Genomic DNA, 20538 nt, shown 5'->3' with positions numbered 1-20538 from the left:
CAAGAACACCGGGCAGGACGGACGCCGACAAGGCCGCCCAGCAGACCTCCGGTCGGCGAGGTCTCCCGCACATGACCGAGGGGGCGGCGCCCTTCAGGCACCGCCCCCTGTTGTGCGTGCTCGCGTTTCCCGCGTCGGCGCCATGACGGCCGGGGCGTCGACGCGGCACCGCGCCGGGCCTACCCCGCCTTCGCCAGGGTCCCCAAGTACAGCTCGACGACGTTGGGATCGTCCAGCAGCTCCCTGCCCGTCCCCGTGTAGGCGTTGCGGCCCTGGTCCAGGACATAGCCGCGGTCGCAAATCTGCAGGCAGCGGCGGGCGTTCTGCTCCACCATGATCACCGAGACGCCGGTCGCGTTGATCTCCTTGACGCGCCGGAACACGTCGTCCTGGAAAATCGGCGAGAGGCCGGCGGTGGGCTCATCCAGCAGCAGCACGGACGGCTCCATCACCAGAGCGCGTCCCATCGCGACCATCTGGCGCTCACCCCCCGACAACGCCCCCGCCTTCTGCCGACGGCGCTGCGCCAGCAGCGGGAACACCTCGGCCACCGCGTCAAAGCGCCGCTGGAACGACTTCGGGCGCAAAAAGGCGCCCATCTCCAGGTTCTCCTCGACAGTGAGCGACGGGAACACGTTTCGCGTCTGCGGCACGTAGCCGACCCCGCGCGACACCAGCTCATGGGCGCTGAGATTGGCGATGCTCTCCTCGCGCAGCACGATCGAGCCCTCGCGCACAGGGATCAGCCCGAAGATCGTCTTAATCAGCGTGGACTTGCCCGCCCCGTTGGGACCGATGATGCCGACGACCTCCCCCTCCCCCAGGGTCAGGGTGCAGCCGTTGAGGATGTTGACCTCGGGGACGTACCCCGCCTTGATCTCATCGGCGACCAGAAGGTAGTCGGAATAGTCCTCGATCACCGTGCGGCCGACGTGCTCCAGCACGTCCTCACGCGCGTGCTGCAGGGCGGCCGCATCCTCCGGCGTCTCGGGCCCGTGGTCATGCGGATACTGGTGCGCCGGGCCTTCCCCAGGGTCCCGCCCGTGATCGGGTGTGGGGCGGGGGCCCGCCTCCGGGTGCTCGCTCATCTTCCCTCCTCCTGGCCCGCCGCGGTGCCCTCATCGCCGGAACCTCCGGCGGCGGAGTCCCCGCCACTGCCGGGGTCATCGTGATGCGCGCCCAGGTAGGCGTCGATGACCTGCTCGTTGGACCGGATGTCGTCGGGCCGCCCCTCGGCGATCACCTGCCCCTGGGCCAAAACCACGATCCAATCGCTGATCCCCATGATGACGTCCATGTCGTGCTCGACGAAGAGCACCGTCATGCCGTCGTCGCGCAGCGCCGTGATGTGCCCAAGCAGCGACTGCACCAACGCCGGGTTCACCCCGGCCATCGGCTCGTCCAGCATCACCATGGACGGGTTCACCATCAGCGAGCGGGCCATCTCCAGCAGCTTGCGCTGACCCCCGGACAGGCTGCCCGCGATGTCGTCCTTCTTGGTGTCGAGCCTGAAGCGCTCCAGCAGCTCCATGGCGCGCCGCACGTTGGCCTGCTCCTGCTCAGCCCACCGCCACCGCAAAAACGAACCGAAGAACCGCTCGCCTATCTGCCCCTGAGCCGCCAGCAGCATGTTGTCCAGCACCGTCATCCGGGTCAGCGCCTTCGTGAGCTGGAAAGTGCGCACCATGCCGTTACGGGCCACCTTGTGGCCGGGCATACCGTTCAGCCGACGGCCCTCGAAGGACCACTCGCCCGCGTCCACCCGGTCGAACCCAGTCAGCAGGTTGAACAACGTCGACTTCCCGGCCCCGTTCGGACCGATGAGCGCGGTGATCGTGCCCCGCTGCACCTCCAAGTGCTCCACGTCCACCGCCGTCAGCCCGCCGAACGAGCGGCGCACCCCGCTCGCCCGCAGAATCGGATCCGGCTTGGCCACGCCCGGACGCGGCTCGACACCGGCCATCCGGTCGAGCACGGCGCCCGCGCCCTGGCCTCCGGGCTCCATCGCGTCACTTGACATTGACCAGCATCTCCTTGCGGTTACCGATGATTCCCTGCGGCCGATAGATGATCAGCAGCACCAGCGCGATGCCCACGAACGCGTGCCGCAACGCACCGATGTCGGCGTTGCCGATGAACGGCAGCACCCCCGCCCGAGAAAGCGTCCGCAACGTCTCATCGAACGCGGTGAGCAGGAACCACATCACCACCGGTCCGATCACCGGGCCGAACGTGCGCCCAGCGCCGCCGAGCAGCAGCATCGCCCACAGGTAGAACGTCACCTGCGGCATGAACTGGTCCGCCGTGATGTTCTGCTGATTCAGCGCGATCATCGCGCCGGCCAATCCGCCGAACACCCCGCCCAGCACCAGGCTCTGCATCTTGTAGGCGAAAACGTTCTTGCCGAGACTGCGCACGGCGTCCTCGTCCTCCCGGATGCCCTTGAGAACACGGCCCCAGGGGCTGTGGATCAGCAGCGCCGTAATCGCCAGCGCCAGCGCCACCAGGCCCCAGATGGCGATCATCAGCCACAGCTGACGGGAGGAATAGGAGACGACGAGAAAGTCGTAGCGCCCGGACGGGATCGGGTTGAGCTCATTGAAATCGGTGGCGAAGCCCTGCAGGCCGTACACGCCACCGGTGAGGGGTCGGGCGAACTCCGCGCGGTACACCAGGCGCCCGACCTCCGCCACCGCGATCGTGGCGATGGCCAGGTAATCGGCGCGCAGCCGCAACGTCGGGATACCCAAAAGCAGGGCCAGCAGCGCCGAGCACGCGACACACACCAGCAGGCCGACCCACAGCGGCTGGTCATAGACGACCACGGGGATGGCCACGCCGTAAGCGCCGACCAGCATGAAACCGACCTGACCGAAGTTGAGCAGGCCCGTGTAGCCGAAGTGCATGTTGAGCCCAATGGCCGCGAGCACATAGATCGCCGCGATCGGCCCGATCGCCGACTCCAGGGAGGCGGTGAGGATGTTCAAAATGTCCATCGTCGTTACTCCCCTATCCGACCCGCTCGCGTCTGCCCAGAATTCCCTGCGGCCGGACCAGCAGGACGATGATCATGATCGCCAGCGCCCAGGCGTTCATCAGCTGCGGCGCGAACCACAGCGTCGACAGCTGCGCGATCAGGCCGATCATCAGGCCACCGACCATCGCCCCGTAGGCGGTACCGAGACCGCCCAGAATCACCGCCGCGAACATCAGCAGCAGCAGGTGGAAGCCCATCTGCCAGTAGACGGTCTGGTTGAGTCCGAGGAACACACCGCCCAGCGCCGATAGGGCGCCGCCGAGACCCCACACGTAGAGCGTGACCCGGTCGACGTCGATACCGGACGATTCGGCGAGGTCCCGGTTGTCGGAGACGGCGCGCATCGCCTTCCCGATGCGGGTGAACTGCAGCATGCTCGCCACCGCAACCAGGACCGCTACCGACAGCAGCAGGATGGTGAGGTCGCGGGGGGTGATCGCGAACGGGCCGAGCTGCATCATCTCCTGGATACGGAACTCTGGGTACTTGGTGCGCCGGGCATCGAAGCCGACGAGGAGCAGGTGCCGCAGGATCAGCGCGAGGCCGATCGTCACGATGAACATCTGGATCAGTGCGACGTTGCGGCGGCGCAGCGGGCGCCAGAGGAACCGTTCCATGGCAGCGCCGAGCAGGCCACCGAGGACGACCGCCAGGATGAGGGCGACGACCAGGGGGTTCGTGGCGAAGTCCAGCACGGGGACGCCGTCGAAGAGGGCGTTGAAGCTGGAGAACAGCGCCATGTTGCTGAACATCATCGCCATCATCGCGCCGAAGGTGACCATGTCGCCGTGGGCGAAGTTGATCATCCGGGTGGTGCCGAAGATCAGTGAGAGGCCGACGGCGGACATCGCGATGATCAGGCCGAAGATGACACCGGAGAGGGCGAGCTGCAGGACCTTCGAGCCGAAGGGCGTTCCGGCCTCGACCCCGGGAGCCTCGACCACACCCTCTTCCTCGTCGCCGACGGGTGTGGCCCCCTCCCCCGGTGAGGCGCCGTCCGCTTCCCCGTCGTCGGGCGCTGGGGAGTCAGGTGTGCTTTCCACGGCTTCCTCCCCGGCGGGGACGAGGGGGAAGACCACGGTGAAGGAGCGGCCCTCCCGTACGGTCACCTCCCGCTCGGGGCCGGGCTTCGCCCGGAGGGCGAACTCGTCGGGTATGGACTCTTCGTCCAGGACCACGCGGTAGTCCCCCGGGTCGGGGAGTTCCACAGTCCATTCGCCGGCAGAGTCGGTGGTCGCCGTTCCGATGTCCGCGCCGTCCTGGGTGACGGTGATGCCGATGCCCTCGACACCCTCGTCGCTCCCTGGGGCGCGGATCTGTCCGGTCAGCGACTCACCGCCTTGGACGTCTGCCGCTGCCGACGTCGGGATCACCAGGATCGCGGCGATCGCGACGAGCAGCACGGTCACGAGGCGTGTGCGCACGCGCACTCCTTGCGCATTTTAGGATGGCCGATCCAGGCGGGGTTGCCAGACCGGTTCTTTGCTGTTCGGTGGCGTGAGTTTAGCCCGGTTTATCCAGGTCATTCAGCACGCCTAAAGCCACGTGACCCAAACGTCACCCCTTTGTGTATATACGTGATCAAATCGGAACACAGTGCAGGTTGACCGGCCACCGAAACCCCGCGACGAGACCGAGGCATTGCCTCTGACCTGGCGAGACCCTCTGTGATACCCGACCGACAGAGCGCGGTTAAGGCACTCGCGGCGCGGCCGGAGATCGCGTGTGACGCGGTGCGGCGCGACCCGCATCATCCAGGCCGACGATTACGCTCCGTTATTTGTCACCCGACGTCGGGCGTGTCAAGCGGCATCGAAGCGACATAAGAAAGGGCGCGCCTCCCGGATACGGTCCGGGAGGCGCGCCCTGCTGTCCATGGGCCTCGCGGCGATCAACGCGCCGCTGGTCTCGCTGGTCTACTTCTCCCCCTGGGGCGGCTGCCCCTCCAGCGTCTCGACGACGGTCTCAGCGACTTTGCGCATGGTCAGCCGCCGGTCCATCGAGTTCTTCTGGATCCACCGGAACGCTTCGGGCTCGCTCAGCCCGTGTCGGCTCTGCAGCAGCCCCTTGGCGCGCTCGACGAGCTTGCGCGTCTCCAGGCGGTCCTGGAGGCCCGTGACCTCCGCCTCCAGAGCCGACAGCTCGGCGTACCGGCTGACCGCCATCTCGATCGCCGGAACGAGGTCCGCCTTGTTGAAGGGCTTGACCAGATACGCCATCGCCCCGGCGTCCCGCGCGCGCTCGACCAGCTCGCGCTGGGAGAAGGCGGTCAGGATCACCACCGGTGCGATCCGCTCCGCCGCGATCCTCTCAGCGGCGGACAGCCCGTCCAGGATGGGCATCTTGATGTCGAGGATGACAAGGTCCGGTTTGAGCTCGGTCGCCAGGCGTACGGCGGTCTCGCCATCACCCGCCTCCCCCACGACGGCATAGCCGTCTTCCTCAAGCATCTCCTTGAGGTCCAACCGGATCAGGGCCTCGTCTTCCGCGATCACCACGCGGCTCTGCGTCGTCGTCACGGACACGAGCCTACCGAGATCCGCTAGGATGCTGGTCGTTGAGGTCGGCGATCCGCGACAATCGTGACAGCACTGTTGACGGAGCGCCTCTATGGTAAAATTCCTCGAAAGACAGCGAAGTCGCTTGACAAATAAACCTAGCCCCGGTAGCCCAATCGGCAGCAGGCGATACCCTCAAAAGGTATACAGTGTGGGTTCGAATCCCACCCGGGGTACTTTCCGGCAAATCGGACACATTTGCATAGTTCCCAGGTAGCTCCACTGAGCTATCCGGGGGCTATATTTCTGTGGATTGTCGAACTCCCGTGCGAAAGTCACGGCACGCTCGTCGTGTGTACCCTCGCGCAACTGTCAACGAGGCCCTACGACTCCACGCCCAAGGATGGACCGACTATGCCGTGGCTCAGGCATGCGATGTCTCCATCCAGTCCGTCCGCCATTGGCGGACAGGGCGAAGACGACGCTCCGCGAACAACGACTCGGAGACCTACTGCCCCCGCTGTTCCGGGGCCAACCTGGACCACCGGGCCTACTCCTACCTCCTCGGCCTTTATCTTGGCGACGGCTATATCGGCTACGTGGGAGATCGATCGAAGAAGGTGTGGGCACTCCAGATCTCTTGCGCGAACGACTGGCCGGGTCTGATCACGGAGTGCACCGACGCCTTGCGAGCCGTGTTGCCGAATCATCGGGTCATCGTCGTCAACAGGACCGGATGTAAGGATGTGAAGGCGTATTGGAAGCACTGGCTGTGCTTCTTCCCCCAACACGGTCCCAACCGCAAGCACGCGCGCCCCATCTCGCTGTCGGAGTGGCAATTCGCGATCGTCGAAGACCACCCCCGCGAGTTCGTGAAGGGGCTGATCCACTCGGACGGCTGCCGGACGACCAACCGTGTTCGCCGCATGGTCAACGGCGAGTGGAAGTACTACGAGTACCCTCGCTACTTCTTCTCCAATGCGTCCCGCGACATCCTGGGGTTGCTCGTCGTCATGCTGGACCTGCTCGGTGTCGAGTGGAAGTTCCGGTGGAAGCCAGGCAAAGACGGCCACCAGTGCCAGGGCATCGTGTCCATCGCGAAGAAGCCCTCAGTCGAGCTCTTGGACTCGTTCGTCGGCCCGAAATATTGAGATTTACCCACCCTCCACAGCACTGGACAGCACATTTGACCGGATGACCCCGCCCCCACGGTCAGCGCGGTCACATCACGGCTACAACCTGGGCACAACCCGTGGGTTTGGTCGCCACGACGGGCTATAGTCCCCGATCCTGTAATTGGGAGTGGTCCGGGTAGCGGCATCGTCAGTCACCGTCGACTGCGTGCCGGGGCCCGTTGCGAAGGGAGTGCGGGGTGTTCACCGCGATCGCCGGGGTGGTCGGGGCGCTGACGATCGGCGCCTGGGCTGTCGTGGCTTGGGGATCACAGCGGCGACAGCCGTGGCTGATGGCTCCCCTCGCGCTGCTCATCGTCGCTCTCGTTGTGGCCGATCAGGGGGCGTGGGCGATTCTGCCCATCGTGGCGCTGGCGGCCGGGTCCTTCGCCGAGTTGGTTATCGGCGCGCGTGAGGCGCCCACTCTGCGGACCAAGAGCCCCGAAGCCCCGCTGAGTACCGAGCGCTGGGCCGCGGCCGTGGCGGCGCCGTTCCGTGTGGCGCTGGCCGAGCCGTGGGACGTGGTGGTGCGGCCGCAGCTCCGGCGACGCTACCGCAAGGTCTTTGAGGTGGAGTGGGGCATCGTCAACCGCCAGACACTGCTGGCGACGGTCGACCGTCTGTGGGACGAGCTGCACGCCGGGGACCGCGCCGACCTGGTCGTCGATCTGCGCACAGGCACGGCGCGCAGCCGCGATCCTGAGGGAAAGCGCGAGGAGCAGCGGATCCAGCTCATGCCCGAGCAGGTCGAGCGGATGCGCGAGATCACCGGGTCCGACGACTCTGCGGAGACCGTGGTCATCGGCGCCTACCAGTGGTGGAAGTCGGTGCATCTGATCCGGTTGGCCTGCGGTGGCGCCACGCTCGACTGGTTGAGCCCGGTGGAGACGCATAATCTGCTGCGGCGCGTCGCTACGGACCTCCAGCGCCGCTATGCGAGCTGGCACCAGCTGGCCGAGGCGTTCCACGGCGGGTATCTGCTCTGGCATGGTGGCGGTTCCGACGACGCCGGGTCCGACCGTGTGTGGACGGCCCTGGGGATCCTCACCACTGACCCCGCGAGCCCGTGGAATCTCCTGCCGTGGGACATGCCTTTGGAGCGGGTCCCCTATGAGAACGGTGTTTCCAACGCGCAGCCTCACTAGGCCCACTGACCGGGTCGGTGTGGGAGGCGTTCTGGCCGCGGCCAGGCGGCGCGGGGCGGTGCGCCCGGTCGCGGGAGGGGGCCGGCCGCGCGTTTGCTCAGTCGGCGCTGTGGCGCGCCCGCGGACCCGGTCGGGGGGCGGCCCCGCGGCGCCCCGCGACCGGGTCCGGGTGGGTGCTCATGGCCTAATTGCCATGCGCGATGGCGTCACCGAGGCGGTGGACGCGCAGCGAGTTGGTGGAGCCGGGGGTTCCGGGCGGGCTGCCGGCCACGATGACGATTTTGTCGCCCTTGTTGTAAACGCCCATTTCCAGAAGTTCGCTCTCGACCTGGGCGACCATGGCGTCGGTGTGGTCGACCCACGGCACGCAGTGCGTTTCGACGCCCCAGGTGAGGCAGAGCTGTGCGCGCGTGGGGGGCTCGGTGGTGAAGGCCATCAGCGGGATGGGCGAGCGGTAGCGGGCCAGGCGGCGCGCGGTCTCGCCGGACATGGTGAACGCGACGAGGGCCTTGGCGCCGATGGTGGCGCCGACCTCGGCGGCGGCGCGGGCGATGGACCCGCCGGTGGTCTCCGGTACCCGTTGGAGGATGTGCGAGGCGCGCAGCGACTCCTGCTCGGCGGCGGCGACGATGCGGGCCATGGTCTGCACGGTTTCGATGGGGTACTGGCCGACGCTGGTTTCCCCGGACAGCATGACGGCGTCGGCGCCGTCGAGGACGGCGTTGGCGACGTCGGAGGCCTCGGCGCGGGTGGGCCGGGGCGAGCTGATCATGGATTCGAGCATCTGGGTGGCGACGATGACGGGTTTGGCCTTGTCGCGGCAGCGCTCGATGGCGCGTTTCTGCACCATGGGGACGTTTTCGAGGGGTAGTTCGACGCCGAGGTCGCCTCGGGCGACCATGACGCCGTCGAAGACCTCGATGATGTCTTGGAGGCGTTCGACCGCTTGGGGCTTCTCGATTTTGGCGATGAGCGGGACGCGGACGCCGACTTCGTCCATGATGCGGAAGCACTCGTCGGCGTCGGCGGGGCTGCGGACGAAGGAGAGGGCGACGATGTCGACGCCCTGTTCGAGGGCCCAGCGGAGGTCGGCCTCGTCTTTGTCGGTGAGGGCGGGGACGCTGACGGAGACGCCGGGGAGGTTGAGCCCCTTGTTGTTGGAGACGGGGCCGCCGATGATGACGCGGGTGTGGACGTCGGTGCTGGTGGTCTTGGTGCATTCCAGCACGACGCGGCCGTCGTCGATGAGCACGCGGTCGCCGGGGCGGACGTCGCCGGGGAGGCCTTTGTAGGTCGTGGAGACCCGGCGGGCGTCGCCTGGGACGTCGTCGACGGTGACGGTGAACTCGTCGCCGGGGGCGAGTTCGACCGGGCCGTCGGCGAAGGTGCCGAGGCGGATTTTGGGTCCCTGGAGGTCTGCGAGGATGCCGACGCTGCGCCCGGTGGCTTCGGCTGCGGCGCGCACGTTCTCGTAGTTGTTGCGGTGGTCCTCGTATGTTCCGTGGCTGAGGTTGAGTCGCGCTACGTCCAGCCCGGCGTCAACAAGCGCGCGGAGGGTCTCCGGGCTTGAGGTTGCTGGGCCGAGGGTCGCGACGATTTTTGCTCGACGTGTCACGTTGCAACTCTACGACTATTCGGGAGCTGGGTGGTCTAAACCAGGTTGCAACTGGGCGTCGGTGAGCTGGTGTTCCGGCGAATTTTTGTGCCCCGCCGCGTGGCTGGTGGGGGGTGGGCGGTAGCTTCCGCGGCATGGCTGAGTGGCGACGGGCTGATGTGATGGCGGCGCTGTGCGCGGAGGCGCCTCGGGTGGCGGGGGTGCTTTTGGGGTTGGCGGAGGAGGAGGCGGTTCGGCCGACACGGTGCGCGCCGTGGGATGTGGCGGCGTTGGCGGTGCACATGGTGGGTGCGCTGCACCAGGTGGCGTTGATGCTGGATGACGTGGCGCCGGAGCGGGCGCTGGTGGAGGCGGCGGGGTACTACACGCCGGATGGGCAGATGTCCGCTCAGACGGACGAGGAGCGGGTCGCTAGCGCTGTGGAGGCGGCGGCGCGTCGGTCGGACGCCGGTGAGATGGGGCGTGTCTGCGAGGGCGTGTGGCGGGAGCTGGAGCCGCGGTTGGCGAAGGAGCCGTCGGATCGGGTGGTGCTGACGCGGCACGGCGATGCGATGTTGCTCACGGATTTCCTGGTGACCCGGGTGGTGGAGCTGGCGCTGCATGGCCTGGACCTGGCGGACGCGCTGGGGCGCGACGCGGGGATGTCTCCGGAGGCGCTGGATGTGGTGGCGCGGCTGCTGTTCGGGAACGGGGATCCGGGGTTGCCGGCCATGGCCGCGGTGCGCGCCGCGACGGGACGGGTGCTGCCGGGTGGTGCGGGGCCGGAGGCGCTGGCCGGTTCGGGCGTGCGGGTGCTGGCGCTGGGTCGGCGGGATGGTGCCGGTGGGGGTGACGCCGCGGGGCGGCGGTCGGCGGGATCCGGGTGACCGGGTCGGGCCGACCGCCGGTGTGGGGTGGGTCAGACCCGCAGCGGGGCGGGGACGGAGCTGTCGATGCGGCCGTAGGCGCGCAGGGTGAGCAGCCGCTGGATGGTGATGATGCCGCGCCATTCGTTGGTGGCGGTCTCGGCCCAGCTCTCCCAGTTGATGGGCCAGCCGCCGTCGTCGGCCTGTTGGCTCTGGAGGGCGTCGAGGTGCTTGTCGATCTCGGCGTCGGTGAACAGGCGGCGGGCGATGTGGTCGGGGCTGGGTGCCAGGTCGAGGGGGGTGTGGACGTGGAGGTGGCCGCTGGCGTCGGGGTCGAGTTCGATGACGGCGCGGATCATGGGGGTGAGCCGTTCGAGTTGCTCTTCGGCGCGGCGGCGGTTGGGCGCGTTCTGCAGGAAGGTGCAGATGGCCATGGCTTCGATGGGGTCGGTCCAGTTGAGTCCGACGATGCGCGTCCAGCAGAAGGAGGTCGCGCGGTCGCGCCAGGGGTGGGGGTCGTGGTGCTTGTGGAGGATGCCGACGATGGAGGCGGTGGGTGCGAGCTCTCCGGTGAAGTCGTCGGTTTCGCGCCACCAGGGGGCGGCTTCGGTGTATCGGACGCTGGGCAGGACGCTGGGGACGCCGCCGTTGTCGTGGGTGACGAGGGTGAGGTATTTGCAGATGTCGGCCGCGGTGTCGCGCTGGATGGGGCCGAGCTCGTCGAGATAGCGTAGGGCGGTTTCCACAGCGATGGGCTGGCTGCCGTGACCTCTGAGGTCGGGGTCCAGCCCATTGCCGTAGCCACCGTCGATGTTCCGGTAGGACTCCAGTGCCGACAGGATCGGGGCGGCCGGCCCGCTGGAGAAGTGGAACGCGAAGCGGTGCCGGTCGATCAGTCGTGCGGTGCGAGCGATGAAGTGCTCTGCTGCTCGGAGGTCTTCCATGGTCAGTAAGCTCATATTTCGAAGGTACGCCCGCAGTGGGTGGTTGAAACCTTCGTGAGCTACGCCATATGTCCGCGTTTACCCAGGTCGCGTGCGACACCCCCACGATAAACGGACATTTCGCACGCGAGATTCTCACGTGTTCTTAACGCGGTTAGTGGAGCTTTCACCTGGCATCGGCCGTCGCGGATCTGCGCCGCCGCAGGAGGAGCGCGCCGGTCCAGGAGACGAAGATGAGGGCCCCCACGGCGAGCCGCATCTCGTCCAGGTACTGCTCGGGGTAGATGACGCCGGTGAGGTAGTGGTCGATGAAGCCCGACGTCGACAGCCCCTCCTGGCCGGCTTTCTCCCGCGCCCAGTCCTCGACACCGGTGAGCGGACAGGGCCAGCCGATGAGGGTGATCAGGATCCCGTACCCGGCGCACACGATGTGCGGCCAGATGAGGCGGGGCCACCGCCAGGCGAGGAACCCCCCGACCGTGACATAGACCAGGAAGGCGAAGTGCAGCAGCATCGCCGTCTCACCGAGTACCTGGTAGGTCATGTCCTCAGAGTAGGCGGCCGTGATCGCTCCCGACAGGCCCGATCACAGCGGTGGGGGCCGCCGCCCGGGGCGGCGGCCCCCACCGCGCTGCGCTTCGCGGTGACGCGCTACACCAGCGGCCGCTCTGTCGGCGGGATGGCCACCGGAAGGGCGGTCTGCTCGGTGAGGTAGCGGTCGACACCGGCGGCCGCGGAGCGGCCCTCGGCGATCGCCCAGACGATGAGGGACTGGCCGCGGCCCATGTCGCCGGCGCAGAACACGCCGTCGACGGTGGTCGCGTAGTCGTCGGCACGGACGACGTTGCCGCGTCCGTCGAGCTCGACGCCGAGCTCCTCGATCATGCCCTCCTTCTCCGGGCCGACGAAGCCCATGGCGAGCGTGACGAGCTCGGCCGGGATCTCCCGCTCCGTGCCCTCGACCGGCGCGAAGCCCGTGTCGGTGCGCTTGACGTCGACGAGCTTCAGCGCGCGCACGCGGCCCTGCTCGTCGCCGAGGAACTCCACGGTGTTCACGGAGTAGATCCGCTTACCGCCCTCCTCGTGCGCGCTGGTGACCTTGTACAGCATCGGCATGGTCGGCCACGGCTGGGATTCGGGCCGGTTCACCGGGGGCTTGGGCATGATCTCCAGCTGGGTGACCGAGGCGGCCCCCTGCCGGTGGGCGGTGCCCACGCAGTCGGCGCCGGTGTCACCCCCGCCGATGACGATGACGTGCTTGCCTTCGGCGGTGATGGCGGGCCGCTCGACGTCGCCCTGCTGCACCCGGTTGGCCTGCGGCAGGTACTCCATGGCCTGGTGGACACCGTCGAGCTCGCGGCCCGGAACGGGCAGGTCGCGCCAGGCGGTGGCACCGCCGGCGAGCAGCACCGCGTCGTGCTCGGCGCGCAGCTGCTCGACCGTGAGGTCCACGCCGACGTTGACGCCGGTGCGGAACCGGGTGCCCTCGGCGGTCATCTGCGCGATGCGCCGGTCGATGTGCCGCTTCTCCATCTTGAACTCGGGGATGCCGTAGCGCAGCAGCCCGCCGATGCGGTCGGCGCGCTCGAAGACGGTGACGTCGTGGCCGGCGCGGGTGAGCTGCTGGGCGGCGGCGAGCCCGGCCGGGCCGGAGCCGACGACCGCGACCTTCTTGCCGGTGCGGACCTCGGGCGGCTGGGGGCGTACCCAGCCCTCCTCCCAGGCCCGGTCGATGATCGAGACCTCGACGTTCTTGATGGTCACGGCCGGCTGGTTGATACCCAGCACGCACGCCGCCTCGCACGGGGCGGGGCACAGCCGCCCGGTGAACTCGGGGAAGTTGTTGGTGGCGTGCAGGCGCTCGATGGCCTCGCCCCAGTCGTGCCGGTAGACGAGGTCGTTCCACTCGGGGATGAGGTTGCCCAGCGGGCAGCCGTTGTGGCAGAACGGGATGCCGCAGTCCATGCAGCGCGACGCCTGCTTGGTCACCGTGCCGCGGTCGAAGTCCTCGTAGACCTCGCGCCAGTCGGAGATCCGAACGTCGACGGGGCGGTGGGCGGGCAGCTCCCGCTCGGTGATCTTGAGGAAGCCCTTCGGGTCAGCCATGTGTGGTTTTCCCTCCTTTCTTAGGCGCTGGCTAGGACTGCGCGGAGGCCATGACGGCCTCGTTGACGTCGCGGCCGTCGCGTTCGGCCTCGGCCTGGGCGAGCAGCACCCGCTTGTAGTCGCGGGGCATCACCTTGGCGAACCGCGCCGCGGCGGTGCCGAAGTCGCCGAGCAGGTCCCGTGCGACACCCGATCCGGTCTCGGCGTGGTGCCGCTCCAGCACGTCGCGCAGGAAGTCGCGGTCGGCGTCGTCGAGCTCCTCGATGTCGACCATCTCGCCGTTGACCCGCTCGCTGTCGAGGTCGAGCACGTAGGCGATGCCGCCGGACATCCCGGCCGCGAAGTTGCGCCCGGTGCGGCCGAGGACGACGGCGCGTCCCCCGGTCATGTACTCGCAGCCGTGGTCGCCCACGCCCTCGGCGACGGCCAGCGCGCCGGAGTTGCGGACGCAGAACCGCTCGCCGACGATGCCGCGCAGGAACACCTCGCCTGACGTCGCGCCGTAGGCGATGACGTTTCCGGCGATGATCTGCTCCTCGGGGGCGAAGGGCGCGTCCTCGGGCGGCCGGACGATGATGCGTCCGCCCGACAGGCCCTTGCCGACGTAGTCGTTGGCGTCGCCGGTGAGGCGCAGGGTGATGCCGCGCGGTACGAACGCGCCGAACGACTGGCCGGCCGAGCCGGTGAAGGCGATGTCGATGGTGTTGTCGGGCAGGCCCTCGGCGCCGTAGCGCTTGGAGACCTCGTGGCCGAGCATCGTGCCGACGGTCCGGTTGACATTGCGCACCGGCAGCTCCAGTTTGAGCGGCTCCCGGTAGTCCAGGGCGCCTTCGGAGAGCTGGATGAGCGTGTTGTCCAGGGCTTTCTCCAGCCCGTGGTCTTGGCTGCGCACCTGGTGGCGGTGGTCGTCGGACCAGGGCTCGACGTCGTGCAGGATCGGCGCGAGGTCGAGGCCCGAGGCCTTCCAGTGCTCGACGGCCTCGGTGGTGTCGAGCAGGTCGACCGCGCCGATGGCCTCGTCGAGGGAGCGGAAGCCCAGCGCCGCCAGGTACTCGCGGACCTCCTGCGCGACGAACTCGAAGAAGTTCACCACGAACTCGGCCTTGCCGTTGAACCGCTCGCGCAGGGTGGGGTTCTGCGTGGCCACGCCGACGGGGCAGGTGTCGAGGTGGCAGACGCGCATCATGACGCAGCCGGAGACGACCAGGGGCGCCGTGGCGAAGCCGTACTCCTCGGCGCCGAGGAGGGCGGCGACGACGACGTCGCGGCCGGTCTTCATCTGCCCGTCGGCCTGCACGACGATGCGGTCGCGCAGCCCGTTGAGGAGCAGGGTCTGCTGCGTCTCGGCCAGGCCGAGCTCCCACGGGGTGCCGGCGTGCTTGAGCGAGGTCAGCGGCGAGGCGCCGGTGCCGCCGTCGTGCCCGGAGATGAGGACGACGTCGGCGTGCGCCTTGGAGACACCGGCGGCCACCGTGCCGACGCCCGCTTCCGAGACCAGCTTGACGTGCACCCGCGCCTGCGGGTTGGCGTTCTTCAGGTCGTGGATGAGCTGGGCGAGGTCCTCGATGGAGTAGATGTCGTGGTGCGGCGGCGGCGAGATGAGGCCGACGCCGGGTGTGGAGTGCCGGGTGCCGGCGACCCATGGGTAGACCTTGTGGCCGGGGAGCTGGCCGCCCTCTCCGGGCTTGGCGCCCTGGGCCATTTTGATCTGGATGTCGTCGGCGTTGGTGAGGTAGTGGGAGGTCACCCCGAACCGGCCGGACGCCACCTGCTTGATGGCGCTGCGCCGCAGGTCCCCGTTGGTGTCGGGGGTGAAGCGGTCGGGGTCCTCGCCGCCCTCGCCGGTGTTGGACTTGCCGCCGAGCCGGTTCATGGCGATGGCCAGTGTCTCGTGCGCCTCGGCGGAGATGGAGCCGTACGACATGGCGCCGGTGGAGAAGCGCTTGACGATCTCGGAGACCGGTTCGACCTCCTCGATCGGCACGGGACGGCGCACGCCCTCCTTGAGCCGGAACAGGCCGCGCAGGGTCATGAGGTCCTGGGCCTGGTCGTCGATCTTGGAGGTGTATTCCTTGAAGATGTCGTAGCGGCGGCTGCGGGTGGAGTGCTGCAGCTTGAAGACGGTTTCGGGGTTGAACAGGTGGGGCTCGCCCTCGCGGCGCCACTGGTATTCGCCGCCGATGGCCAGCCGGCGGTGGTCGGCGGGGTTGGCGGAGTAGGCGGTGGCGTGCCGCATCCGGACCTCTTCGGCGAGCACGTCGAAGCCGACGCCGCCGAGCTTGGAGGTGGTTCCGGTGAAGCAGCGGTCGATGACCTCCTGGCCCAGCCCCAGCGCCTCGAAGATCTGCGCGCCGGTGTAGGAGCTCACCGTGGACACGCCGATCTTGGACATGATCTTCAGGACGCCCTTGCCGAACGCCTTGACGGTGTTGCGCACCGCCGCGTCGGCGTCGATACCGCCGATGACGCCGCGGGCGACCATGTCACGCACGGTGCCCAGGGCGAGGTAGGGGTTAACGGCCGACGCGCCGTAGCCGAGGAGGAGCGCGACGTGGTGGCATTCGCGCGCGTCGCCGGCCTCCACGACCAGCCCGACGTCGGTGCGGGTCTTGTCCCGCACCAGGTGGTGGTGGACGGCGCCGGTGAGCAGCAGCGACGGGATGGGGGCGCGGTCGGCGCCGGCTCCGCGGTCGCTGAGCACGATGATGTGCGCGCCCTCGGTGATGGCGCGCGACACCTCGGCGCAGATCTCGTCGAGGCGGGTTGACAGCGCGTCGCCGCCGCCGTCGACGGGGTAGGTGCCCTCGACGGTGTACACGCGGAAGGCGGGGTTGCCGCCGGGCTGCCCGGCGGCGACGATCGCGGCGAGTTCGGCGTCGTCGATGACCGGTGTGGGCAGGGTGAGGCGGCGGCAGTCCACCGGTTCCGGCGTCAGGACGTTGTCCTCGGCGCCCAGGGTGGTGCCCAGGCTGGTCACCATCTCCTCGCGGATGGCGTCCAGCGGCGGGTTGGTCACCTGTGCGAAGTGCTGGGAGAAGTAGTCGAACAGCTGCCGGGATCGGCTGGACAGGGCGGCGACGGGGGTGTCGGTGCCCATGGAGCCGATGGGTTCGGCGCCGGTGCGGGCCATCGGGGTGAGGATGACGCGGAGTTCTTCCTCGGTGTACCCGAAGGCCTGCTGGGCCCGGTTGAGGTCGGTGATTTCGGCGGGTTCGGCGGCGGGCAGGTCGGCGAGGTCGACGACGCCCTCGGCCAGCCATTCGGCGTAGGGGTGCTCGGCGGCGAGCTCGGCCTTGATCTCCTCGTCCTCGATGATGCGGCCCTGGGCGGTGTCGACGACGAAGATGCGTCCGGGCTGCAGGCGGCCCTTGCGCACGATGGTGGCGGGGTCGATGTCGAGGACACCGGCCTCGCTGGCCAGGACGACGAGGCCGTCGTCGGTGACCCAGTAGCGGCCGGGGCGCAGGCCGTTGCGGTCGAGGACGGCGCCGACGAGGCTGCCGTCGGTGAAGGACACCGAGGCGGGGCCGTCCCAGGGCTCCATGAGCATGGAGTGGAACTCGTAGAAGGCCCGCACCTGCGGGTCCATCTCGGTGTGGTTCTCCCAGGGCTCGGGGATCATCATCAGCACCGCGTGCGGCAGCGAACGGCCGCCGAGGTGCAGGAGCTCCAGCGCGGCGTCGAAGGACGCGGTGTCGGAGTCCTCGGGGTCGACGATCGGGAAGATCCGGTCCAGGTCGCCGGGCAGCAGGTCGCTGGCGAGCTTGGCCTCGCGGGCGCGCATCATGTTCCGGTTGCCCCGGACGGTGTTGATCTCACCGTTGTGGGCGACGTAGCGGAAGGGGTGGGCCAGCGGCCAGGACGGGAAGGTGTTGGTGGAGAACCGGGAGTGGACCAGGGCCAGGCCGGAGGTGTAGCGCCGGTCGGACAGGTCGCGGAAGAACGGCTCCAGCTGCGGTGTGGTGAGCATGCCCTTGTAGGCGATGGTGCGGGGGGACAGGCTCGGGAAGTACACGCCGGTTTCGTGTTCGGCGCGCTTGCGGACGCAGTAGGCGTAGCGCTCCAGGTCGATGCCGGTCAGCCCGGCGGTGGGGGTGCCGGGGCGTCCGGCGAGGAAGAGCTGGCCGAAGAACGGCATGACCGAGCGCGCGGCGGGGCCGCAGTAGCGGGGTTCGACGGGGAGGTCGCGCCAGCCCAGGACGACCAGGCCCTCGTCCTCGACGATGGCGTTGATCTTGGCCACGGCATCGGCGCGCTCGGTGGCGTCGGCGGGGAGGAAGCCGATGCCGGCGGCGTAGGCGCCTGGGGCGGGCAGCTCGAAGTCGCAGACCTCGCGGTACAGCTCGTCCGGGATCTGTGTGAGGATCCCGGCGCCGTCACCGTCATCGGGGTCTGCGCCAGCGGCACCACGGTGGTCGAGGTTGCGCAGTACGGTGAGCGCCTTCTCGACGATGTCATGGCTGCGACGGCCGGAGAGATCGGCGACGAACCCGACACCGCAGGCGTCGTGTTCGTAGGTGCTGTCGTACAGGCCCTTGCGGGTGGTCTCGGCGTCCGGTCGGACAGACGAACGCTGCACCTGGCCAGCAGGCATCTACCCTCCTGTCGTCTAACGTCTGGGCTTCGTGAAAAGCGCATCCGGGACGACATTGGCCCTGCTGCGGTGTGCGTGGTGAACGACCGCCCGGCACTGGTTCCACAGACGGCAAGAGCCGGACCTGCGTTCACATCCTTGTGGTAACCGGTGTTCGACCAGGCGGCCGCGAAACTTCGCGGTAACTCAGGTTATACATCGCGGCCCAGCCCCGATGCCAATCCGAGGTCTAGACCAACCGCCGCCACAGTGCGGGGGTTGTGTTGTGGCGGCGTACGTCCGTACATCGCCTAGCGCGGATCACGCGCGGCTGGTCGGCACCGCCGTGGTGCGACCAACGCGAATCATTCCACGCCTTCGGGTTCGCAAACATCATCAAACTTGTTGAAAGCGCCCGAGAAAGCCTACGTAACGCACGGTTCATCCGCCAGCGCGCATGTGGCAGCCGCCCGAAGCTCGCCGCATCCCCGCAGGTCGGCGCATACTCCACGCCCGCAACGGGAGGCGCACCACACCCGGCAGCCTCACGCCGCCCACCGACCCCAGCCGAGGCGGGTGTGCGAGATACGCCACACTTGGCCCCTTTCCCTGCTCCGCGCGCGGAGCGCGCTGCGGACACGGGAGCGCCCGGCCCTCGACCATCCTCCGCCGCTCGGCGGAACCGGGGGCTGCCGGGCGGCCTTTGAGCGATGAGCACGGGCCTCGGGTGCGGCCGGTGCCGTGGGATGATCGGGGCGTGATCGATCATCCGGGAGAACTGTCCGACCTGCTGCGTGAGCAGGGCGCCGACGCCGCGCGCCTGCATGATGTCCTGGCCGCCCTCGCGGGTGGGGGGTGGTGGAGTACACGCGACCTCGTGCGGGAGACGGCGGTGGCGCACCGCCTCGTCGAGCGGGTGGTGGAGGCGCTCGGCGAGGAGGTCGAGCGGGAAACGGCCGACCGGGCCGCGGACGCCGGGCGGGAGACGCGCGTGCGGCTGCGCTCCCCCAGCCGGTACACGGGCTTTTCCCGGCCGAGGCTGGCCGACCCGGTGGGGCATCTGCTGGACGGGCACGCCGAGGCCGCCGCCGAGCTGGAGCGGCTCGTCGCGGAGGCCCCCTCCTCGCGTGTTGACCTCGATCACGTCGCGGCCAGTGCGCGCACGGCGCTGCGGCGCGGCGTCTTCCTGGCGGCGCGCTTCGCGCTTCCCGGGGCGCGGCTGCTGTGCGTCGGCGACCACGACCTGACCTCGCTCGCCACCACGCTGGTCGGCAAGGACACCGAGGCCGTCGTCGTGGACATCGACGAGCGCATGCTGGCCTACATCGACGCCGCCGCACAACGGCTCGGGCTGCCGGTGCGGTGCCACTTCGCCGATCTGCGGCTGGGCCTGCCGGAGGCGGTGCGGGGGCAGGCCGACCTCGTCTTCACCGACCCGCCCTACACCCCGGAGGGGGTCGAGCTGTTCGTGCGCCGCGGGCTGGAGGGGCTGGCCGACCCGCGGCGCGGCCGTGTCCTCGTCGCCTATGGGGCGAGCGAGACCACGCCCGCCCTCGTCGCCAAGACCCAGTCCCGGCTGGTCCGGATGGGCCTGGTGTCGGAGGCGATCTGGCCGGACTTCAACCGGTACCTGGGGGCCGAGGCGATCGGCGCGACCAGTGATCTGTACGTGCTGCGCCCGACGTCCCGCACCCCCGTCGGCGACGCGGCCGGGGCCGACGCGGCGCGCATCTACAGCCAGGGCGCCAACGCGAAGGAGGCCGCCGCGGCGCTGCCGGAGGAGGACGCGCGGTCGGTGCTGGAGCGCGTCGCGGGCGACAGTGACACGGGCCGCGTGGACACGGTCGTGGGCGCCTGGCCGAAGGGGGCGGTGCCGGACGGCGTGCGCGGCGTGCGGCTGTCGACGTGGCTGGGCTCCCCCACCCCGGGCGACCGCGTGGCGATCAACTTGACGGGCGGCTGGGAGGCCCTGCTCGACCGCGTGATCTTGGCCGCCTCCGCCCGCGAGGTGCACGTTGTCGTGCCGTCCTCGGCTGAGGCCGTGCGGGACCGTGAGGGCCAGGAGGCCCTGCGCGCGCGGATCGAACCCCGCTACACCGTCCGCTTCCTGCGTGGGGTCCCCGGACCGCGCGCGACCGTCGTCGTCGCCCGCGCCCGGGAGCTCGGCGCGGAGGCGTCCCCGGGACAGCGCCTGCTGTGGCACTGCCAGGACCGGGCCCACGGACGGCTCACGAGCACGCTGCGTGAAGGGCTCATCGCCGTCACCGCCCAGCTGGGCCTCCCGCTGAACAAGAAGGGCGCGCGGACCCGCGTGGCCGCGTCAGCCCCCTGGCTGCCCGGGCACACACTGCTGGACCTTCCCGGACACCGGTTCGGCGAGCTGCGCGCCGTCACCGACCGCCTCGTGGCCGAGTTCCGCGACTGAAGAATCACAGCACCGCCGTTGATCTCGGCGATATCGACCGAATTCGCGGCGCTCAAGTTTCGGGTTTTTGGGGTGGAGGGGTGAGAGATTGCTTGCCCTGAGGTGAAACGACCCCCGCCCCCTGCAACGCAGGCGCAAAACAAGGGAAGCATCGGCAGTGCCAAAAAAGACCTCGTAT

The 20538-nt window shown here is 69.0% G+C and carries 14 protein-coding genes and 1 tRNA gene; 5 read left to right on the top strand and 10 right to left on the bottom strand.

What is annotated here, in order from left to right:
• Positions 1-179 precede the first annotated feature (179 nt).
• From ABD259_RS06815 to ABD259_RS06795, 5 genes are all read right to left on the bottom strand, one after another.
• Positions 180-1088 (bottom strand): ABC transporter ATP-binding protein, encoded by a 909-nt coding sequence (locus ABD259_RS06815; protein ID WP_344160911.1) that lies wholly within the window; start codon positions 1086-1088, stop codon positions 180-182.
• Positions 1085-2020: an ABC transporter ATP-binding protein gene (locus ABD259_RS06810; protein ID WP_344160909.1), complete on the bottom strand. Its 936-nt coding sequence runs from the start codon at positions 2018-2020 to the stop codon at positions 1085-1087. The genes ABD259_RS06815 and ABD259_RS06810 overlap by 4 nt, the downstream gene beginning before the upstream one ends.
• Positions 2010-2996, bottom strand: a complete 987-nt coding sequence (locus ABD259_RS06805) for a branched-chain amino acid ABC transporter permease (RefSeq protein WP_344160907.1) — start codon at positions 2994-2996, stop codon at positions 2010-2012. Before ABD259_RS06805 ends, ABD259_RS06810 begins: the two co-directional genes overlap by 11 nt.
• A gap of 13 nt (positions 2997-3009) precedes the next feature.
• Complete coding sequence (locus ABD259_RS06800) at positions 3010-4461, bottom strand: branched-chain amino acid ABC transporter permease (protein ID WP_344106248.1); 1452 nt, start codon at positions 4459-4461, stop codon at positions 3010-3012.
• 492 nt (positions 4462-4953) lie between these two features.
• On the bottom strand, positions 4954-5535 hold the full coding sequence (locus ABD259_RS06795) for an ANTAR domain-containing response regulator (protein ID WP_344106349.1): 582 nt from the start codon (positions 5533-5535) through the stop codon (positions 4954-4956).
• Positions 5536-5696: 161 nt separating this feature from the next.
• Here ABD259_RS06795 and ABD259_RS06790 point away from each other — a divergent pair.
• The 3 genes from ABD259_RS06790 to ABD259_RS06780 all read left to right on the top strand — a co-directional run bounded on the left by ABD259_RS06790 (position 5697) and on the right by ABD259_RS06780 (position 7852).
• Positions 5697-5771: transfer RNA gene (locus ABD259_RS06790), tRNA-Leu, on the top strand.
• 183 nt (positions 5772-5954) lie between these two features.
• On the top strand, positions 5955-6686 hold the full coding sequence (locus tag ABD259_RS06785; RefSeq protein WP_425573490.1) for a hypothetical protein: 732 nt from the start codon (positions 5955-5957) through the stop codon (positions 6684-6686).
• A 221-nt stretch (positions 6687-6907) separates the two neighbouring features.
• Entirely contained in the window at positions 6908-7852 is a 945-nt protein-coding gene (locus ABD259_RS06780; protein WP_344106243.1) for a DUF1266 domain-containing protein, read from the top strand.
• 184 nt (positions 7853-8036) lie between these two features.
• Here the strand turns inward: ABD259_RS06780 and pyk are convergent, their stop codons facing one another.
• Positions 8037-9467: a pyruvate kinase gene (gene pyk / locus ABD259_RS06775; RefSeq protein WP_344106241.1), complete on the bottom strand. Its 1431-nt coding sequence runs from the start codon at positions 9465-9467 to the stop codon at positions 8037-8039.
• Positions 9468-9601: 134 nt separating this feature from the next.
• On the opposite strand from pyk, the gene ABD259_RS06770 reads away from it, so the two are divergent.
• On the top strand, positions 9602-10333 hold the full coding sequence (locus tag ABD259_RS06770) for a maleylpyruvate isomerase N-terminal domain-containing protein (protein ID WP_344160902.1): 732 nt from the start codon (positions 9602-9604) through the stop codon (positions 10331-10333).
• 32 nt (positions 10334-10365) lie between these two features.
• Here ABD259_RS06770 and ABD259_RS06765 read toward each other — a convergent pair whose 3' ends face one another.
• The 4 genes from ABD259_RS06765 to gltB form a co-directional block, all read right to left on the bottom strand.
• Entirely contained in the window at positions 10366-11262 is an 897-nt protein-coding gene (locus ABD259_RS06765; protein WP_344106347.1) for a prenyltransferase, read from the bottom strand.
• A 160-nt stretch (positions 11263-11422) separates the two neighbouring features.
• Positions 11423-11800, bottom strand: coding sequence for a DUF2784 domain-containing protein (locus ABD259_RS06760; RefSeq protein WP_344106237.1), 378 nt, complete (start codon positions 11798-11800; stop codon positions 11423-11425).
• 107 nt (positions 11801-11907) lie between these two features.
• Positions 11908-13362 (bottom strand): glutamate synthase subunit beta, encoded by a 1455-nt coding sequence (locus tag ABD259_RS06755; protein ID WP_344106235.1) that lies wholly within the window; start codon positions 13360-13362, stop codon positions 11908-11910.
• A 31-nt stretch (positions 13363-13393) separates the two neighbouring features.
• Complete coding sequence (gltB, locus tag ABD259_RS06750; protein ID WP_344106233.1) at positions 13394-17956, bottom strand: glutamate synthase large subunit; 4563 nt, start codon at positions 17954-17956, stop codon at positions 13394-13396.
• Between the two features lie 736 nt (positions 17957-18692).
• Here gltB and ABD259_RS06745 point away from each other — a divergent pair.
• Complete coding sequence (locus ABD259_RS06745) at positions 18693-20360, top strand: bis-aminopropyl spermidine synthase family protein (RefSeq protein WP_344106231.1); 1668 nt, start codon at positions 18693-18695, stop codon at positions 20358-20360.
• Positions 20361-20538: the final 178 nt, after the last annotated feature.

The sequence above is a fragment of the Nocardiopsis rhodophaea genome, assembly GCF_039530945.1.
In the GTDB taxonomy this organism is placed as follows: Bacteria; Actinomycetota; Actinomycetes; order Streptosporangiales; family Streptosporangiaceae; genus Nocardiopsis_C; species Nocardiopsis_C rhodophaea.
Note: the sequence above shows the minus strand (reverse complement) of the source record. Positions and strands in the feature narration are given on the sequence as shown.